This is a genomic window from Chryseobacterium sp. JUb7, assembly GCF_024806495.1.
Taxonomy (GTDB): Bacteria; Bacteroidota; Bacteroidia; order Flavobacteriales; family Weeksellaceae; genus Chryseobacterium.
The window spans coordinates 118150-135356 of sequence record NZ_JANUFF010000007.1 but is presented as its reverse complement, the minus strand read 5'-3'; the positions used below and the strand labels follow the sequence as shown (position 1 = coordinate 135356).

Annotated in this window: 15 protein-coding genes and 1 tRNA gene; 6 read left to right on the top strand and 10 right to left on the bottom strand. The window is 35.1% G+C overall.

Features of this window, described 5'->3' with window-relative positions; translation table 11 throughout:
• Nucleotides 1–156 precede the first annotated feature (156 nt).
• The gene (locus M2373_RS14385; protein ID WP_259111740.1) at nt 157–468 is read left to right on the top strand and encodes an NIL domain-containing protein; all 312 of its coding nucleotides are present in this window, start codon (nt 157–159) and stop codon (nt 466–468) included.
• A gap of 224 nt (nt 469–692) precedes the next feature.
• Here M2373_RS14385 and murA read toward each other — a convergent pair whose 3' ends face one another.
• Together murA and M2373_RS14375 are read right to left on the bottom strand one after the other, a co-directional pair.
• A complete protein-coding gene (gene murA / locus M2373_RS14380; RefSeq protein WP_259111739.1) occupies nt 693–2000 on the bottom strand; it encodes a UDP-N-acetylglucosamine 1-carboxyvinyltransferase in 1308 nt (435 codons plus the stop codon).
• Nucleotides 2001–2002: 2 nt separating this feature from the next.
• Entirely contained in the window at nt 2003–2677 is a 675-nt protein-coding gene (locus tag M2373_RS14375) for a DUF4290 domain-containing protein (protein ID WP_259111738.1), read from the bottom strand.
• A 189-nt stretch (nt 2678–2866) separates the two neighbouring features.
• Between M2373_RS14375 and M2373_RS14370 the strand changes: the two genes are divergently transcribed.
• Nucleotides 2867–4297, top strand: a complete 1431-nt coding sequence (locus tag M2373_RS14370) for an alpha-amylase (protein ID WP_259111737.1) — start codon at nt 2867–2869, stop codon at nt 4295–4297.
• 178 nt (nt 4298–4475) lie between these two features.
• On the opposite strand, the gene M2373_RS14365 is transcribed toward M2373_RS14370, so the two are convergent.
• Together M2373_RS14365 and M2373_RS14360 are read right to left on the bottom strand one after the other, a co-directional pair.
• The gene (locus M2373_RS14365; RefSeq protein WP_259111736.1) at nt 4476–4889 is read right to left on the bottom strand and encodes a thiol-disulfide oxidoreductase DCC family protein; all 414 of its coding nucleotides are present in this window, start codon (nt 4887–4889) and stop codon (nt 4476–4478) included.
• 12 nt (nt 4890–4901) lie between these two features.
• Entirely contained in the window at nt 4902–5363 is a 462-nt protein-coding gene (locus tag M2373_RS14360; protein WP_259111735.1) for a heme-binding domain-containing protein, read from the bottom strand.
• 343 nt (nt 5364–5706) lie between these two features.
• Between M2373_RS14360 and katG the strand changes: the two genes are divergently transcribed.
• Entirely contained in the window at nt 5707–7980 is a 2274-nt protein-coding gene (gene katG / locus M2373_RS14355; protein ID WP_259111734.1) for a catalase/peroxidase HPI, read from the top strand.
• Between the two features lie 101 nt (nt 7981–8081).
• On the opposite strand, the gene M2373_RS14350 is transcribed toward katG, so the two are convergent.
• Nucleotides 8082–8152: transfer RNA gene (locus M2373_RS14350), tRNA-Gln, on the bottom strand.
• A 341-nt stretch (nt 8153–8493) separates the two neighbouring features.
• Between M2373_RS14350 and der the strand changes: the two genes are divergently transcribed.
• A complete protein-coding gene (gene der / locus M2373_RS14345; RefSeq protein ID WP_259111733.1) occupies nt 8494–9804 on the top strand; it encodes a ribosome biogenesis GTPase Der in 1311 nt (436 codons plus the stop codon).
• A gap of 73 nt (nt 9805–9877) precedes the next feature.
• The gene (gene upp / locus M2373_RS14340) at nt 9878–10531 is read left to right on the top strand and encodes a uracil phosphoribosyltransferase (RefSeq protein ID WP_259111732.1); all 654 of its coding nucleotides are present in this window, start codon (nt 9878–9880) and stop codon (nt 10529–10531) included.
• A 90-nt stretch (nt 10532–10621) separates the two neighbouring features.
• Here the strand turns inward: upp and M2373_RS14335 are convergent, their stop codons facing one another.
• The 5 genes from M2373_RS14335 to M2373_RS14315 form a co-directional block, all read right to left on the bottom strand.
• On the bottom strand, nt 10622–11023 hold the full coding sequence (locus M2373_RS14335; RefSeq protein WP_259111731.1) for a hypothetical protein: 402 nt from the start codon (nt 11021–11023) through the stop codon (nt 10622–10624).
• Nucleotides 11024–11523: 500 nt separating this feature from the next.
• Nucleotides 11524–12216, bottom strand: a complete 693-nt coding sequence (locus M2373_RS14330; protein WP_259111730.1) for an alpha/beta fold hydrolase — start codon at nt 12214–12216, stop codon at nt 11524–11526.
• A 118-nt stretch (nt 12217–12334) separates the two neighbouring features.
• Complete coding sequence (locus M2373_RS14325; protein ID WP_259111729.1) at nt 12335–12976, bottom strand: hypothetical protein; 642 nt, start codon at nt 12974–12976, stop codon at nt 12335–12337.
• Between the two features lie 31 nt (nt 12977–13007).
• On the bottom strand, nt 13008–13661 hold the full coding sequence (locus M2373_RS14320; protein ID WP_259111728.1) for a ComF family protein: 654 nt from the start codon (nt 13659–13661) through the stop codon (nt 13008–13010).
• Between the two features lie 262 nt (nt 13662–13923).
• Nucleotides 13924–15405 (bottom strand): helix-turn-helix domain-containing protein, encoded by a 1482-nt coding sequence (locus M2373_RS14315; protein ID WP_259111727.1) that lies wholly within the window; start codon nt 15403–15405, stop codon nt 13924–13926.
• A 126-nt stretch (nt 15406–15531) separates the two neighbouring features.
• On the opposite strand from M2373_RS14315, the gene aceB reads away from it, so the two are divergent.
• The gene (aceB, locus tag M2373_RS14310; protein WP_259111726.1) at nt 15532–17106 is read left to right on the top strand and encodes a malate synthase A; all 1575 of its coding nucleotides are present in this window, start codon (nt 15532–15534) and stop codon (nt 17104–17106) included.
• The last annotated feature ends 101 nt before the right edge of the window (nt 17107–17207 follow it).

The window sequence follows — 17207 nt, the reverse complement described above, 5'->3', positions numbered from 1 at the left end:
TTTTAACCAAAACTTAAATAAAAAAGAAAATAATTATGTTAAAATTAAAAAATATTAGTCTACTAATTTGGTGGACTAATAATTTTTTATATTTTTGTCAAAGATTTAACGCAACAGAGCGCAAATCCTAGTGTTTAACCAAAAAAATGTTTTGTTATGATTACACCAAATCCAAACCTGCAGGTTTTACAAAACAACCTAAACCTGCCCAAAAAAGAACTGATACTTGAAGTAGAATTAAATGGAAAAATGAAGTTTGAACATTTGATGAATACCATTTATAATCAGTTTGGGATATGTCATCGGGTGTTGTCAGCAAACGTAGAATATGTGAATGGGCTTAGTTTCGGATCCGTTCAGTTATACATCAATGTAAATTCAGATGATTTCGAAAAACTGGAATTTTATCTGAATAAAAATAAACTCTTGAGTACAACTGTAGAATATATCTGCAGAAAATACTCCTGAGGGAGATTCATATAGTTTTAATTACAAAAACGGCTGTCACAATTATTGTGGTAGTCGTTTTTATTTTAATAAAGCTTTCGTTTAAAATATTTCAATAAGAAGGAGTCCTGAAATTGACGGCTTAAAGCAGGGCAGAATGGAATGGTGTCAAAAACCGACAAAGCAACTTTGTATTATAAAAAAAGACCACCAAAAAGGTGGTCTCAATATTTTAACATAAAAAATTAAATTCTTTCAATATCTGCTCCGATAGCTTTCAGTCTTCCGTCAATATTCTCATATCCTCTGTCGATTTGCTCGATATTGTGGATAATTGATTTTCCTTCAGCAGAAAGCGCTGCTATAAGAAGGGCATTTCCGGCTCTGATATCCGGAGAAACCATTGTTGTTCCTCTCAGCGGAGTTTCCTGGTTGAGTCCGATAACGGTTGCTCTGTGCGGATCACAAAGGATAATCTGAGCACCCATATCGATTAATTTGTCTACAAAAAATAATCTTGATTCAAACATTTTCTGGTGAACCAAAAGACTACCTTTTGCCTGTGTAGCAACCACTAAAATGATGGATAACAAGTCAGGAGTGAATCCTGGCCATGGAGCATCAGAAATAGTTAGGATAGAGCCATCGATGAACTTCTGGATTTTATAATTTTCCTGAGCCGGAATGAAAATATCATCATTGCTCTGTTCAAGTTCAATACCCAGTTTTCTGAATGTATTGGGAATAACGCCAAGTTGATTCCAGTTTACGTTTTTAATGGTGATTTCAGATTTTGTCATGGCTGCAAGCCCGATCCATGATCCGATTTCTACCATATCCGGAAGCATTGTATGTTCAGTTCCGTGAAGATATTCAACCCCTTCGATGGTCAAAAGGTTGGACCCGATTCCGGAAATATTAGCTCCCATTCTGTTCAACATCTTACAAAGCTGCTGAAGGTAAGGTTCGCAAGCTGCGTTGTAAATTCTTGTTTTTCCTTTTGCCAGCGCTGCAGCCATTACAATATTGGCTGTTCCTGTTACAGAAGCTTCTTCAAGTAAAATAAATTTACCGTTAAGTTCTTTTGCTTTTAAGGAATAAAAGAACTCGTCTTCATCATAATGAAATTCTGCACCCAATTCTACAAGTCCCTGGAAATGGGTATCTAATCTTCTTCTTCCGATTTTATCACCACCCGGAGTCGGCATGTAGGCTTCACCATATCTTGCCAGCATAGGTCCCATCAGCATGATTGAACCTCTCAGTTTTGCTCCGTCTTTTTTAAACTCGCTTGATTTTATATAATCAAAATTAACTTTATCTGCTTTGAAAGTATAATCTCCGTGCCCGTTTTTAGTCACTTTTACACCAAAATCCCCTAAGATTTCAATTAATCGATTAACGTCGTGGATATCAGGAATGTTTTTAATCCTTACTTCCTCATCAGTTAATAAAACGGCACAAAGAATTTGTAGAGCTTCATTTTTTGCTCCTTGTGGAGTGATTTCACCTTGCAATCTTTTTCCTCCTCGTATTTGAAATGTTCCACTCATGTCTACTTTCTGTTTTTATTATGATTATTGTTGTTGTTATTGTTGTTGTGTCTTCTTTTGTTATTTTGGTTGTTTCGGTTGTTATTCCTGTTATTGTTGTTATTATTTCGGTTGTTGTTATTGGTCGTGTAATAGATTTTACTCTTTTCCAGAGAGTCTATTCCGGTAAGATCCAATCTGTTTTCCGAAAGTTCTTTCAAGTGGCGGAAGATTACATCATCCGTTACATGCTCTTTATTATATACGTTGTAAGATTTCTTCATATTGTTGGCAATAACCTCGATCAGGGCTTCCTTTTCGTCACCTTGTTCAAGTTCAATTGCTTTTTCTATTAATTGAAGAATACTTTTCCCGTAAAATTTAAAATCACCCTGAAGTTTTGGATATTCCATTCTTTTTGGTTTTTCTGCCAGTTCTTCTCTCGTTGGAAAAGGATATGGAGAATCTACATCCAGATCATAATTGGCTAAAATAAAAAGATGGTCCCAAAGTTTATGTTTATAATTTTCTTCATCGCGAAGTTGAGGGTTTCTCTGACCCATAAAATCAATGATTGCCATTGCCATTTCGCTTCTTTCTTCTTTTGTAGAAAGCTCTTTGCAACGTTCAACCAACTGTTGTATAATTCTGCCGTATTCGGGCAAATGAAGCTGAGTTTTTTGGGTATTGTATTCCATAGTCTGCAAATATATGGATTAATGGAAAAATTGTACCGAAAATCTTTAAAGTTTATAATTTTTTAATGAAGATTTAAATAATAATTTTATGAATATCAATATTGATTCAAGAAAATATTTCACTCGGAATAGAATTTTATTTAATAAAATTGTAATTTAGTTAATGCTTTAATAATTAAAACTTTCGATATGAAAAAAACACATTTATTAATTTCATTACTGGCTTTGGGCTTTATAAATTCGTGTCAGAATGCGGATGAAGCCATTACTGAAACTCCAAAACAAATGGAGATTCATGATAAAATAGTGAATGTTACCAAACATGACGGGCGACCTTTCAGTACAGGAACTTCAGCTCAGGCAAAATTTGTTGCCGGACCGGGGGGAAGTGTTCTGATGCAAGGGTTTTATTGGGATGTTCCCGATGGTGGGAACTGGTGGAATACGGTGAAAGGAAAAGTAACCGACTGGTCAAATGCAGGAGTTGGTGCCATCTGGCTGCCGCCGGCTTCAAAAGCACAAAACGGAGCCTATTCAATGGGATATGATCCGACGGATTACTATGATTTTGGAAATTTTAACCAAAATGGAAGTGTGGAAACCCGGTTTGGCTCAAGAACAGAACTTGAAGCATTGATCACAAAGGCTCATGCAGAAAATATGCAGGTGTATGCAGATATTGTTATTAATCACAACAGTGGCGGGCAATCGCAAGCCAATCCTTTTACCGGAACCAATACCTGGACTGATTTTTCAGGAATTGCTTCAGGAAAGTTTCCAAGAAGTTATAATGATTTTTACAAAAATGCTTACGGAAATAATGATGAAGGAGCTTTTGGCGGCTTCCCGGATCTGTGTCATGCGAATCCTTATGTTCAGGACTGGTTGTGGGGAAGAGATGATTCTGTAGGGAAGTATTATAAGAATGTGATGAAGTTTGATGGATGGAGGTTTGATTATGTGAAGGGTTTCGGACCTTGGGTGGTGAATACCTGGAATTCCAATGTAGGTGGATTTTCTGTTGGTGAATTATGGGATTCTAATGTCAATACTTTGGAATGGTGGGCCAATAATGCCAACAGTTCCGTATTCGATTTTGCAGCGTATTATAAAATGGATGAAGCATTTGACAATGGAAACTTAAATGCTCTCAATGACGATATGATGTGGAAAAGAAATCCTTATAAAGCCGTAACCTTTGTTGCCAATCACGATACAGATGTCATTTACAACAAAATGCTGGCCTATGCTTATATTCTGACTCATGAAGGGTATCCTACAATATTCTACAGGGATTATGAAGAGTGGCTGAATAAAGAAAGGCTGAACAATCTGATCTGGATTCACAACAATAAGGCTACGGGAACAACTTCAATTTTGTATACGGACAATGATGAATATATTGCAAGAAGAAACGGTTACAATGGAAATCCCGGATTGGTCGTTTATATTAATAATTCTTCAAGCTGGCAGGAAAGATGGATTCAGACGAATTGGACGAGCCAGCAGATTAAAGATTTTACGGGAAGTTCAAGCTGGTATCCAACCACACAGGCTGATAAATGGGTGAAAATTCAATGTGCGCCAAATTCTTATTCTGTCTGGTCTTTGAATCAATAAAAATGTAAAATATATCTAAATAAAGAAGACTGTTTCTATGCAGAAGCAGTCTTTGTTTTTTTTAGAAGAGATGCTTCGGCGAGTTCAGCATGACAACTCTAATACTATATTCTTATATTTTGCGGCTATTTTGTAGCGATGTTATGCTGAGCCTGTCGAAGCATTTATAATGTAAGTATCACACCTCAATAAATTTCTTCTTTTGATGAGGTGTCGGCAGATAACATTTCTGATTCGCCAGTTTCATTCTGTTTCTTGAAATTATATCATAGACCTGATCACTTATAGCTTTTGGAATCATTTTTCCAATTCCGGAGAGCTTATAAATGCCACCCAGCAAATTTGCGATTTGCAAAACTGCCTGAGATTTTATTAAATAATATTGATTGGGTTTCCAAAGATACATGGTGTTAAAAACATTGGTTTTTAAACCTCTTTCGGATAAAAAATTTTGACCGAAATCCGACTGAAGAGATGCAAACATAAATTGATCTTTTGTATCTCTCTCTAAAATCCATTGTACCCAGAAATTGCAGACTCCACAGTCTCCATCAAAAAATACGATATGTTTTTCCTGCCAGATCTCCTTCATGATTTATTAATTTTAAAATGCCATTTTTCTTTCGGTTTCCGATTTTTCTTTCTTGAAATAGTCAATTAACAATTTTCTTTGCTCATCGGTGAGTTTTGCATCCTGATGTCCTATATAATAAGACTCCAGAGGCATTTCTTTTTTCTCAACCATTTCAATACATTCCTCTAATTTGTGAGCCTGTCTTTTAGGCTCGTAAGTTGCAAAGGTAGAGAAATTAAGATGTTTTCTCCCTTCGCTGATATGATTTTTCAGAAACCAGGAGGAAGGAGCAAAATTTGAATACCAGGGATATTTTGTTTCATTGGAATGACAGTCGTAGCATGAAGTACTGATCAGTTTTGCAATTTCAGGTGGGGTATTTTTTATGGTTAAAAAATCCATTCCCGGAGTAGGAGCGGGGTTGGTTTTATCAATTGGAAAAAACTGAATAATAATAAATGCCACAAGAAATACAACTAATACTTTTTTCATATCTTAATTTCAAGTTTTGTAAACAGATAAAGTTAATTAAATTTTTGATAATTAAAAAGTCTAAAATTTATGAAACTGTTAACACTGGCTTGAATAATTCTAAATATGTTTGTTTGTCTTTGATTCTTATTTAATTTAATGTAAAATTTTACTACCTTAATTGCATTATTGTACTTTTTGTCTCTATGCAGTCGGGAAATCAATGATTTAAGATTTGTTATTGTTTTTAACTATCGTAAAAATATTTTCGATAGATTGTATTTATTTTGTAACAGTTGTAAGTTTGCTCAGTCTTAAAGAAGAAAATTAAACTAAAAAAATCAACATAAAAAAATTAAACGATATGGAAAATAATTCTAATGACATCAGTAAATGCCCGTTCCACAACGGAACTATGAAAAAAGAAAATGTAGCAGGCGGGGGCACTCAAAATAAAGATTGGTGGCCCGAGCAACTGAGGGTTGATATTTTGCGTCAACATTCTAATCTTTCAAATCCGATGGATGAAGATTTTAATTATGCTGAAGAATTTAAAAACCTCGATCTGGAAGCGTTAAAACAAGACCTTCATGCTTTAATGACAGATTCTCAGGATTGGTGGCCGGCAGATTTCGGACATTATGGTCCGTTGTTTATTCGTATGGCCTGGCATAGTGCAGGTACGTATCGTGTGGGTGACGGAAGAGGTGGTGCAGGAGCTGGACAGCAGCGTTTTGCTCCTTTGAACAGCTGGCCGGATAATGTAAGTTTAGATAAAGCGAGAAGATTATTATGGCCGATCAAACAGAAATACGGAAGAAGTATTTCCTGGGCAGATTTATTGATTCTTACCGGAAATATTGCTTTAGAATCAATGGGATTCAAGACTTTTGGATTTGCGGGAGGTCGTGAAGATGTCTGGGAACCGGATCAGGATGTATATTGGGGAACAGAGAAAACGTGGCTGGGTGGAGATCTTCGTTATGCTCACGGTTCGCCGGGAGTAGAAGGGCATGGAGTTCTTCCTGCAGAAGATGATTCTGAGGTTAAACATTCCAGAGATCTTGAAAAACCATTGGCTGCTGTACAGATGGGACTGATCTATGTAAATCCTGAAGGTCCGGATGGAAATCCTGATCCTATTGCTGCAGCAAAAGATATTCGTGATACCTTCGGAAGAATGGCTATGAATGATGAAGAAACGGTAGCTTTAATTGCTGGTGGGCATACTTTTGGAAAAACGCATGGCGCAGGACCTGCAGATCATGTGGGAAAAGAACCTGAAGCAGCCGGAATTGAAGCACAGGGATTGGGTTGGAACAGCTCTTATAAATCAGGAAAAGGGACCGATGCAATTTCCAGCGGCTTGGAAGTGACCTGGACAGAAACACCGACGGAATGGAGTAATTATTTCTTTAAAAACCTTTTCGAAAATGAATGGGAATTGACTAAAAGTCCGGCAGGAGCACATCAATGGGTTGCGAAAAATGGCGAAGAGATTATTCCCGATGCATTTGACTCTGCTAAAAAACACAGACCGACCATGTTGACAACGGATTTATCATTAAGACTGGATCCGGTCTACGAAAAAATATCAAGAAGATTTTACGAAAACCCTGAAGAATTTGCAGATGCATTTTCAAGAGCCTGGTATAAGCTGACACACAGAGATATGGGGCCGAAAGCCCGTTATTTAGGACCGGATGTTCCACAAGAGGAATTGATCTGGCAGGATCCTATCCCAGAAGTAAATCATGATTTAGTTGATAATCAGGATGTTGATTCTTTAAAAGATAAAATTTCAAATTCAGGATTAAGTGTTTCAGAATTGGTTTCAACAGCTTGGGCTTCAGCTTCAACATTCAGAGGAAGTGATAAAAGAGGTGGCGCGAATGGAGCAAGAATTCGTTTGGCTCCTCAAAGATATTGGGCGGTGAATAATCCGACGCAATTGCAAAAAGTTTTATCTGTGCTGGAAAATATTCAGAATGATTTTAATAATTCTCAATCTGGAAATAAAAAAGTTTCATTAGCTGATTTAATTGTTCTTGCGGGAGGTGTTGGCATTGAAAAAGCAGCAAAAAATGCCGGTAGCGATGCGAAAGTTGGTTTTGTACCAGGAAGGATGGATGCTTCTCAGGAACAAACGGATGTAGAATCAATGGGGTATCTTGAACCGCATGCTGATGGATTTAGAAATTATGCAAAGAAAAAATTCTCTGTTTCTACGGAGTCTTTATTAATTGATAAAGCACAGTTGCTAAATCTCACTGCTCCTGAACTAACAGTATTGATAGGAGGAATGAGAGCCTTGAATACAAATTTTGACGGCTCTTCCCACGGGATTTTTACAAAATATACCGAAGTCCTTTCAAACGACTTCTTTGTCAATCTTCTGGATATGAATACCCAATGGAAAGCTGCTTCAAATGATAACGAACTTTACGAAGGTATTGACAGAAAAACTGGAGATAAAAAATGGACCGCGACTCGTGCAGATCTTGTTTTCGGATCAAATTCTGAATTGAGAGCGATTGCAGAAGTATATGCCAGTTCTGATGCGAAAGATAAATTTATAAATGATTTTATTTCTGCCTGGGTGAAAGTAATGAATGCAGATAGATTTGATTTAAAATAATCAAAAACGTAATATTAATCTAAGGTGGCTTTATTTTTAAAGCTGCCTTTTTTATTTTGGGCTACTAAAAAAATAAACCATCCTTAAAAAAGGATGGTTTGTAGACCCACAGGGATTCGAACCCCGAATGACGGTACCAAAAACCGGAGTGTTACCGTTACACTATAGGTCTGTATTTTTTGGTGGTGCAAATCTATATAATTTATTTTAAAAATAAAAATAGAATTGGAAAAATAATTAACGGAAAATGTTTGTTTAAACCCTTATTTATTGATATTCAAAGAATTATTTTTTAATGTTTTTTTAGGGGAAATATTAAAATAGGTGTTCAGTATCCGTTATTTTAATTCATATTCCATTTTATATTTTCTGATGATCTCTTATTTCATTCTTATCGTCAAAATCAGAATGAAATAAAAACCTTATCTTTGCAAAAAAATTGGGCTCCAAAAGTTGGAGAAACCCATTAATAACTTATCCTAAGCTTTAGGCAAAGGATTATTAAACATTTTTATGTCGAATATTGTCGCAATCGTTGGGCGTCCCAACGTAGGAAAATCCACACTTTTTAATCGTTTACTGGAAAGAAGAGAAGCTATCGTAGACTCTACTGCCGGCGTTACCAGAGACCGTCACTACGGGAAATCTGACTGGAATGGCGTAGACTTCACTGTTATTGATACAGGAGGTTACGATGTGAATAATGATGATGTTTTCCAGGGAGAAATCTCAAAACAGGTACAGTTGGCTATTGATGAAGCTACGTCTATCATTTTTATGTTAAATGTAGAAGAAGGTCTTACTGATACAGATTACGAGATTCACGAGATGTTGAGAAGATCAAAAAAACCTGTTTATATTGTTATCAATAAAGTTGATTCTGCTAAAGAAGAATTGGCTGCTACAGAGTTTTATCAGCTGGGAATCGAAAAATACTATACTTTATCTTCGGCTACCGGTTCAGGAACGGGTGAGGTTTTAGATGATGTGGTTAAAGATTTCCCGACTACAGATTATAAAGATCCGTTTGAAGGGCTTCCTAAAATTACGATTGCCGGTCGTCCGAATGTAGGAAAATCTACTTTGACGAATGCTTTGCTTGATGCCGACAGAAATATTGTAACAGATGTTGCTGGGACAACAAGAGACAGTATTCAGACACTTTACAATAAATTTGGTCACGAGTTTGTGTTGGTAGACACTGCCGGGATGAGAAGAAAATCTAAAGTAAATGAAGATTTGGAATTCTATTCTGTAATGCGTTCTATCCGTTCTATTGAATATTCTGATGTTGTAATTATCATGGTGGATGCTACTCTTGGATGGGAATCTCAGGATATGAACATCTTCGGTTTGGCACAGAAAAACAGAAAAGGTATCGTGATCGTGGTGAACAAATGGGATCTTGTTGAAGATAAGCATACCAATACCATCAGAGATTTCGAAAAATCGATCAGAGATAAAATTGGCCAGTTCAGTGATATTCCTATTCTTTTTGTTTCTGCATTAACGAAACAGAGAATTCTGAAAGCTGTAGAAATGGCCATGACTGTTTATGAAGATCGTAAGAAGAAAATCAAAACTTCAAAATTGAATGAGATTATGCTTCCGATTTTTGAGCAGACTCCGCCACCAGCAAACAAAGGTAAATTCATTAAAATCAAATATTGCGTACAGCTTCCAACACCGTCTCCGCAGTTTGTATTTTTCTGTAACTTACCACAGTACGTAAAAGAACCATACAAAAGATTTACTGAAAACCAATTGAGAAAAGAATTCGGGTTTACCGGAGTTCCAATTGAGGTGTATTTCAGACAGAAATAAATTACAATCCCTTTTAGATTTTCTAGGAGGGATTTTATTCATAATTAAATTTATATAAAAGCTTAGCAAAATAATGAATACAATCGTTTTATCAGAACAATTTTCACTGATTAACACTTGGATTAATGAACTTAGAAATGTTGAAATCCAACATGACCGAATGAGGTTTCGTAGAAATATGGAGAGAATCGGAGAAATTGCGGCTTTCGAAATCAGTAAAGGACTGGAGCAAAAAGAAATTGAAATTCAGACTCCTTTAGATAAAATTAAAGTAAATGAAATTGCTGTTCAGCCCGTTATTACAACGATTCTGAGAGCTGGTGTCCCATTGTTTCAGGGAATTTTAAATTATTTAGACAGAGCCGACTGTGGTTTTGTAGCTGCGTATCGTAAACACGATGCAAATGATTATTTCTCGATCAAACAAGATTATTTAACGTGCCCGAATATCGACGGAAGACCTTTGATTGTTGCTGATCCAATGCTGGCAACCGGTGCTTCTCTGATTGAAGCGATCAAAGATTTATTAACAAACGGAAATCCTACTCAACTTCATATTGTTGCTGCTATTGCTTCAAAACAAGGAGTAGAAACGATTGAAAAAGCATACCCGAATGCTAAAATATGGGTAGGTGCAATTGACGAACAATTAACTTCGAAAGGCTATATCACACCCGGATTGGGAGATGCCGGAGATTTGAGCTACGGAGAAAAACTTCAGAGATAATTTTAACAGACTTAAAATAATTCTTTTAAAAAATAGAAAACCATCATTTAATAAACTAAAATGATGGTTTTTTTATTGGGGTTTTGTGGATTAATCTAACAATTCCCATAGTTCTCCTTCTCCCTGGTATCCCTCCTGTAGCCACATTTTATCAAAGGCATGACTAAGTGTTTTACCAACTTCTTTACCGCAACAGTCAAATGAAACTTTATTAGGGCTGTGTACCTTCAGTATCCACTCTTCACCTTCTCCCTGGATTCCGTTTTGTAACCATAATTTGTCAAAAGCATGACTCAGATATAAGCCTTCCTCACGACTGATACACTTAAGTGCAACTCTACCATTAGATAATTCTTCAAGAATAAAGACCTCACCCAGACCCTGGATGCCATTTTGCAGAAAAACTTGTCCATTTCCGTGGCTTAAATATTTTCCTACTTCTTTTCCTTGAGCTTGTAATAGCACTATTTTTGATGATTTGATTGGGTTCATGATATTAATATTTTGTATTTCCTACTCTAAAAGCTTTTCGGTTACCGCTGTCAAAATTTGTTTGTAGACGTCTTTATTAATTTTGATAGGATAAAGGTAGAAGTTAGAAAACAAAATTAAATCAGTGGAAATACTCAAATTGAAAAAATAGTATATATTACTAATAACCTGTGTGTTATATTGTTTTTTTTTCGGTGTGTAAAAGTGAATTATTAAGGGTTTTTCTAATTTTTAATAGATGAAGTCAGGTATTATCTTATGTTTTTAAATATTGATTGTCATTATAAAAAAAAGCAGTTGATCATTTGAGCATTTCAACATTTCCGACAAAATGAGAGGGAGGGCATTTGTATTTTAGAATTAATATAAATTGTCACCATATATTGATTTAATATTCATGAAATAATGAGTTTTGTCTTCTCCGATAAATGCTGATGTCATGATGAAGCGGGGAATAAGCGATCAATTTATACTCATTTTCTATTAAAAAATCTCTTAGATTAAGAAAGGGAGTTTTTCCAAAAGTCTTTCATTAAATCTAATAATAATCCGGGTCGTACTTTGTCCAGGGGATGTTTTGTATCTGGCACTACAGCTAATTTTGCATTCGAAAGAGTTCTGTAAGCCTGTATACTTTCTTCAATAGTCACCATATTGTCTGTATCCCCAACCATAATCTGAACCGGAATATTTATCGATGATAATTGATCTTTTAATGGAGGATTTTTGCCCAAAGAAATCATCATTTCTGCAATAGCGGGAAGTAGTTGTTTCCATTTTGAACCATGCTGAAGCTCCAGCAGTTGGGCGTACTTGGGGACTTTTTCAGCAATAATATCCGGATTCAGCATTTTGCTTTCCTTCACTGCTTGTTCTTCAGTCCAGTCGAATTTTGTTCCCAAAGTTATTATTGAATTTAGTTTCTCAGGATATTGACTTGCGTAATTTAATGCAGCATAACCACCCATGCTGTGTCCGAAAATATAAACATCATTTAAGTTTTCGTTATCAATAAATTCTTTTAGTTCCTGAGTATATTTTTCAATTGTAATTCCATTGTCCGGTATTTCAATATTTCCATGCCCGGAAAATAAAGGGGCATAAACTGTAAAATAATTTGAAAGCTCTTCTGTAAAAGGCTTAAAAATATCACTGTGACCCAAAGCGCCATGCAATAGAATCAAATTTTTCATTAGAATTAGTTTGCTGGAAAATTAAGAAAAATAAGATAGTGTTACTTAATAAATTCGTAAAAAAATAGAGTGCCCAAATTATCGGACACTCCCAAAAATAGAGAAATTAATCATTTATCTAAAATTCGTTATAAATAGCCATTGCCTGAAAATTTGTTCCCGGCTGTGATCCACCTTGTGTACATGGAGTGTTGTCAAAGCAAAATCCCTCCAAGGCAAGTGTGTGAGTTCCCGCCGGCAATTCCACAAAATATGAACCTGTGTTGTAATAAACTCCGGTAAGATTTGTTCCAAACGAGGTGTTGTTAGAATATATATTGGTTGCTTTCACTCTCGCAGTATTATCTACAACCAAATGGGTTCTCAATATTCTTGCTCTTCCGTCTGATGCTGCACTGGATAAAGATATCGGAACCGAAAAGTTTACGGTTACCATTGCCGGTTTCTGTAATGTAATGGTTTGTGTACTTATTGTACTCGCGGTTGTGTTGTTATTAATAGTTACTGCTGGCAGACTAGATAAATTAAATAATTCAGCATAAGGCTGACGGAGCTGGCTTTTAGGAACGTAGTCTACATTACCGTTACTGTCAGCAATTAATACTCTGTCATAATTTATATCTGCTGATTTGTCTTCTATTGTTCTGGTTCTCAATGAACCATTCACATCTAAATCTCTGGTTGGTTCTTCTGTTTTTATCCCTACTTGTGCGTTTAAAATAGAAGTTAATAAAATCGAAATAGTTAATAAAATCTTCATTACGTGTTGTTTTTTATTGATTAATAATTGTTTATTCATCCATTGCCATCACCAGAACACTTACTTTATTATCACCGGATTTAAGAATTTCCCATGCTACTGATGCGATGGTGTTTCCTGTGGTAAATACATCATCTATTAAAAGGATATGCTTGCCGGAGAGGTTTTTGTTGAGTGAAAATAAGTTTTCTGTTTTTAGGCGGTGTTTTTTATTTTGTAAAGCCTGAGCCTTAGAGTTGTAATTTTTTTTTATCAGTTGATGATCGAAGGGAAGATTATAAAACTCAGATAAAGTTTCAGTAAATGTGTGCAATTGATTGTATCCCCTTTGTCTTAATTTTCTTTCATGTAAAGGTATGGTTACCAACAAATCGGGTAGATTGTGTCTGAAATCTAAGCGCTCTGTAGTCCAGTTTGCCAGAACTTTTCCTATATTTTCTCTGTTTCTGTACTTTAATTCGTGTATTATTTTCCGGGTCAGACTGTTTTTCTCAAAATGCAGCAAAGCAGAGGCAGCTTCTACCGGAAAAAAGGTTTTACATTTTTCTTTGACAATATTATCTTCCGAAAATTCAAAATTGGTGAAATGAATTTTTTCAAAGCATACATTACAACAGACTAGATTATGCTCAATAATTCTGTTGCAGTGTAAACACCGATTCGGAAAAAATATATCAAGGAACATTTGTGTTTAAAATTTTCTACAAAATTAAATTAAATATTTCTAAGTTTTGTGATTTTCGTATTTTAATATCGTTTTTATTAAAATATTTTTCTTAATGTTAGTTAATTGGTGTTATTTTGATTTATTTGATTTGGTTTTTTAATTTTATCGGTAAAAAATATAAATTAAAAAAAATGATGTTCTGTCTAATATACTTTTTTAGAATTTTAGAATGTTTTTGTGGTTTTTTGACGAACTTATGTAAGTTTAAACCTGAAAATGCTTAATAATCAATAAAATCTTTTTTTATTTTTTCGACTGCATTTTTCATGCTGACATTAAAATATTCTTTTTCCAGTCGAATCGGTGAAGCCTGCCTTACTTCGCAATCAGCAATGCTGCACGACTCACAGGTTACTCCAACATTGATAGTTTTAAGGGTAGGTGATTTTATAAAATTGATTTTTTTGATGGTCTGAGAATTTAATAGGATACCTAAACAATAACTTCGGTTGCTGCCGTCAGAAAAGGGATTTCTTTGTGATGTTGAAATCACGAGATAGCTTACTCCCTGATCTTTGTAATGGGAAATCTGTGCATCCGTTAATGTTTCATTTTCCTTTAAATGGTGTAGATTTTTTACTGCGATCCATCTTCTGCAATAATGCTCATTGGTCGCATTGGCATGAGGCGCCTGTTGATGGTTTAAGTGTAGCTCTTTTAAAATCTGTATTTTATCGGTGTTTTTCTTCTTTACCAGACATAAATAAAAAAGATCTTTAATGCCTAGCTCAGAAGAAAGAATATTCGTTAATCGGTAGTAAAATGTTTCAGGTGAATTGGTAAATTCTTCAATTAAATTTTCAAAATTAATAGGTTTCCAATCGTTTTGTAAGAAAAATTCTGAAGTTTTCTCAATCGTTTTTGTTTTTGAAATTAATAAAGCTCCTGCGAAATAAGATGCGTAAAAGTTATTTAGAATCTCTTCAAAACTTCCGAAATCGAGCCATGAATAGGTATTTGGACGGTTTTTTAATTCTAAAACATTAAATCCTGTTTCTTTGGCGAGAATAAAAATTTCCTGATCTTGTTCCAGCTTTTTATTTAAAAGCAGTAATTTTTTTTCAGGTATAAATAAAGAACGAAGATTATCCAGCGTTCCATATTGTTCAAAATTTTCTGATTGAACGGTATAACCGAATTTTTCAGTCAAAATATTTTTCAAAGCGTCGGATTGTAATTTTTTGCTGATTTCAAGTTGGTTTTCTATAGAAAACTGCATGGCTTTCTTCTCAATGTCAGGGAAATAATTGTCATATAACTCCTGAAATGAACGTAATACTGCAAAATAAAACCGCTCTTTTCCTAAATTATAGTTTTGCGAAATTTCTATCAGCGCGTTAATAAAAGCGGTTACTTTTTTAGGCGCGTCACTGATGATGCTTATAAGGTTATTTTTATTGATCCCGAAAAGATCTAAAGGGACTTCTTTAAAAAAATCTGATTGCAGTATTTCATTGAAAGGGGCCAGGCTTTTATCCAGTTTTGTAGATACCAGATCATCGAAAGTACAATTCAGAGATTCTGAAAGCTGAATTATTTTATCATGCTTCGGATATTTTTTACCGTTTTCAATTTCATTGAGATAAGATTTTGATAATCCTGTTTTTACAGCAAGGTCCTGCAGAGACCAGTTTTTTTTTTGCCTTTGCTGTTTCAGTTTTAGCCCGAAAACCGTTTTAATAAAGTCGCTGTCAGAATTCATAATTCAAATATAATATTTAGAAGCGATTTTTCGCATAATAATTTTAAAAATAAATTTAGCGAACGTTCGCTGTATGTGAAAATTTTTATTTAGGTTTGTAATGTCGAATCACAAAATCAATACGTTATGGAAACCAAGACGCAATTAAAAATAAAGTCACAACAGCAGTTTGAAGAACTTTTTACTCATGATTTAATCGATTTTTTAGTTGAGCTTCATCAGAACTTTAATCAAAGAAGGTTACAACTTTTAGAAGAAAGAAAAAAAACTCAGCTCGAATTCGATCAGGGAGTTCTTCCGGAATTTTTATCTGAAACAATAGAAATCAGGCATGGAGATTGGGTGTGTGCCCCGCTTCCTGAGGATTTATTGGATAGAAGAGTGGAAATTACAGGACCGGTTGACCGGAAAATGATCATTAATGCTCTGAATTCCGGAGCTTCAACGTTTATGGCGGATTTTGAAGACAGCAATGCGCCGACTTGGAAAAACTGTATGGAAGGGCAGATCAATCTTTCTGACGCAATTAATCGACAGATTGATTTTACAGGGGAACAGGGGAAATCCTACAAACTGAATGATAAAACGGCTGTTTTACTGGTTCGTCCACGCGGTTTGCATTTAAATGAAAAACATATTGAAATTAATAATGAAGAAGCATCGGCGTCGTTAATTGATTTTGGAATTTATTTTTTCAAAAATGTAAAACAGCTATTGGAAAACGGAAGTGGCCCTTATTTTTATCTTCCAAAATTAGAGCATTATAAAGAAGCGAGATGGTGGAATGACGTTTTTGTGTTTTCTCAAAATTATCTGGAAATTCCTCAAGGAACAGTCAAATCCACGGTTTTAATTGAAACCATCACGGCATCTTTTCAAATTGACGAAATTTTGTTTGAACTGAAGGATCATAGCTCGGGATTGAATTGCGGGCGTTGGGATTATATTTTTTCTTTCATTAAAAAATTCAGAAACCTTCCTGAATTTATTGTTCCGGATCGTGATCAGGTGACAATGACCTCTCCTTTTATGAGTGCTTATTCTAAAAGGGTAATTGAAATTTGTCATAAAAGAAATGTTCATGCCATCGGAGGAATGGCAGCTCAGATTCCAATTAAAAATGATTATGAAGCAAACAGTCAGGCGTTTGGAAAAGTGAGAAATGATAAAGAAAGAGAAGTGAAAAACGGTCACGACGGAACTTGGGTGGCACATCCTGCCTTGGTTTCTGTAGCGAAAGATATTTTTGACCAGTGGATGCCTTCGAAAAATCAGATTGATAAAAAATTTAATTATCAGATTACTGAAAATGATTTACTGGAAATCTCCAAAGGTGAAATCTCCGAAAAGGGTGTTCGGAAAAATATCAATGTCGGCATTTTATATATCGAATCCTGGCTAATGGGAATTGGAGCAGCAGCCATTTATAATCTGATGGAAGATGCGGCAACGGCGGAAATTTCAAGAACGCAGATTTGGCAATGGCTGAAAAATGAAGCGGTTTTAAGTGATGACCGAACATTAACAAGGGAGATGGTTCTTCAATGGGAATTTGAAGAATTGGAAAGAATTGAAAAATATGTGGGTGAACAGCGTTTCAAAAATGGAAAATTCAATCTGGCTAAAGAACTTTTCAATGAACTGATTTTTTGTGAAAACTTTGAAGAATTTCTGACACTGAAAGCGTATCCTTTTATTTAAAAAGAGATAATAACCAAACCGTCACCTCGGGTAGATTTTGAAAAATCGTATCGAGAATTTATCAACTAAGAACTAATCACTAACAACTGGCAACAATTAAC

What these genes read in the sequence shown, in the direction of transcription:
- M2373_RS14335 (WP_259111731.1), bottom strand. Translation starts at nt 11,023, where the DNA reads ATGAACCCAATCAAATCATCAAAAATAGTGCTATTACAAGCTCAAGGA.
- katG (WP_259111734.1), top strand. Translation starts at nt 5,707, where the DNA reads ATGGAAAATAATTCTAATGACATCAGTAAATGCCCGTTCCACAACGGA.
- M2373_RS14330 (WP_259111730.1), bottom strand. Translation starts at nt 12,216, where the DNA reads ATGAAAAATTTGATTCTATTGCATGGCGCTTTGGGTCACAGTGATATT.
- M2373_RS14385 (WP_259111740.1), top strand. Translation starts at nt 157, where the DNA reads ATGATTACACCAAATCCAAACCTGCAGGTTTTACAAAACAACCTAAAC.
- M2373_RS14365 (WP_259111736.1), bottom strand. Translation starts at nt 4,889, where the DNA reads ATGAAGGAGATCTGGCAGGAAAAACATATCGTATTTTTTGATGGAGAC.
- M2373_RS14370 (WP_259111737.1), top strand. Translation starts at nt 2,867, where the DNA reads ATGAAAAAAACACATTTATTAATTTCATTACTGGCTTTGGGCTTTATA.
- der (WP_259111733.1), top strand. Translation starts at nt 8,494, where the DNA reads ATGTCGAATATTGTCGCAATCGTTGGGCGTCCCAACGTAGGAAAATCC.
- upp (WP_259111732.1), top strand. Translation starts at nt 9,878, where the DNA reads ATGAATACAATCGTTTTATCAGAACAATTTTCACTGATTAACACTTGG.
- murA (WP_259111739.1), bottom strand. Translation starts at nt 2,000, where the DNA reads ATGAGTGGAACATTTCAAATACGAGGAGGAAAAAGATTGCAAGGTGAA.
- M2373_RS14375 (WP_259111738.1), bottom strand. Translation starts at nt 2,677, where the DNA reads ATGGAATACAATACCCAAAAAACTCAGCTTCATTTGCCCGAATACGGC.
- aceB (WP_259111726.1), top strand. Translation starts at nt 15,532, where the DNA reads ATGGAAACCAAGACGCAATTAAAAATAAAGTCACAACAGCAGTTTGAA.
- M2373_RS14360 (WP_259111735.1), bottom strand. Translation starts at nt 5,363, where the DNA reads ATGAAAAAAGTATTAGTTGTATTTCTTGTGGCATTTATTATTATTCAG.
- M2373_RS14320 (WP_259111728.1), bottom strand. Translation starts at nt 13,661, where the DNA reads ATGTTCCTTGATATATTTTTTCCGAATCGGTGTTTACACTGCAACAGA.
- M2373_RS14315 (WP_259111727.1), bottom strand. Translation starts at nt 15,405, where the DNA reads ATGAATTCTGACAGCGACTTTATTAAAACGGTTTTCGGGCTAAAACTG.
- M2373_RS14325 (WP_259111729.1), bottom strand. Translation starts at nt 12,976, where the DNA reads ATGAAGATTTTATTAACTATTTCGATTTTATTAACTTCTATTTTAAAC.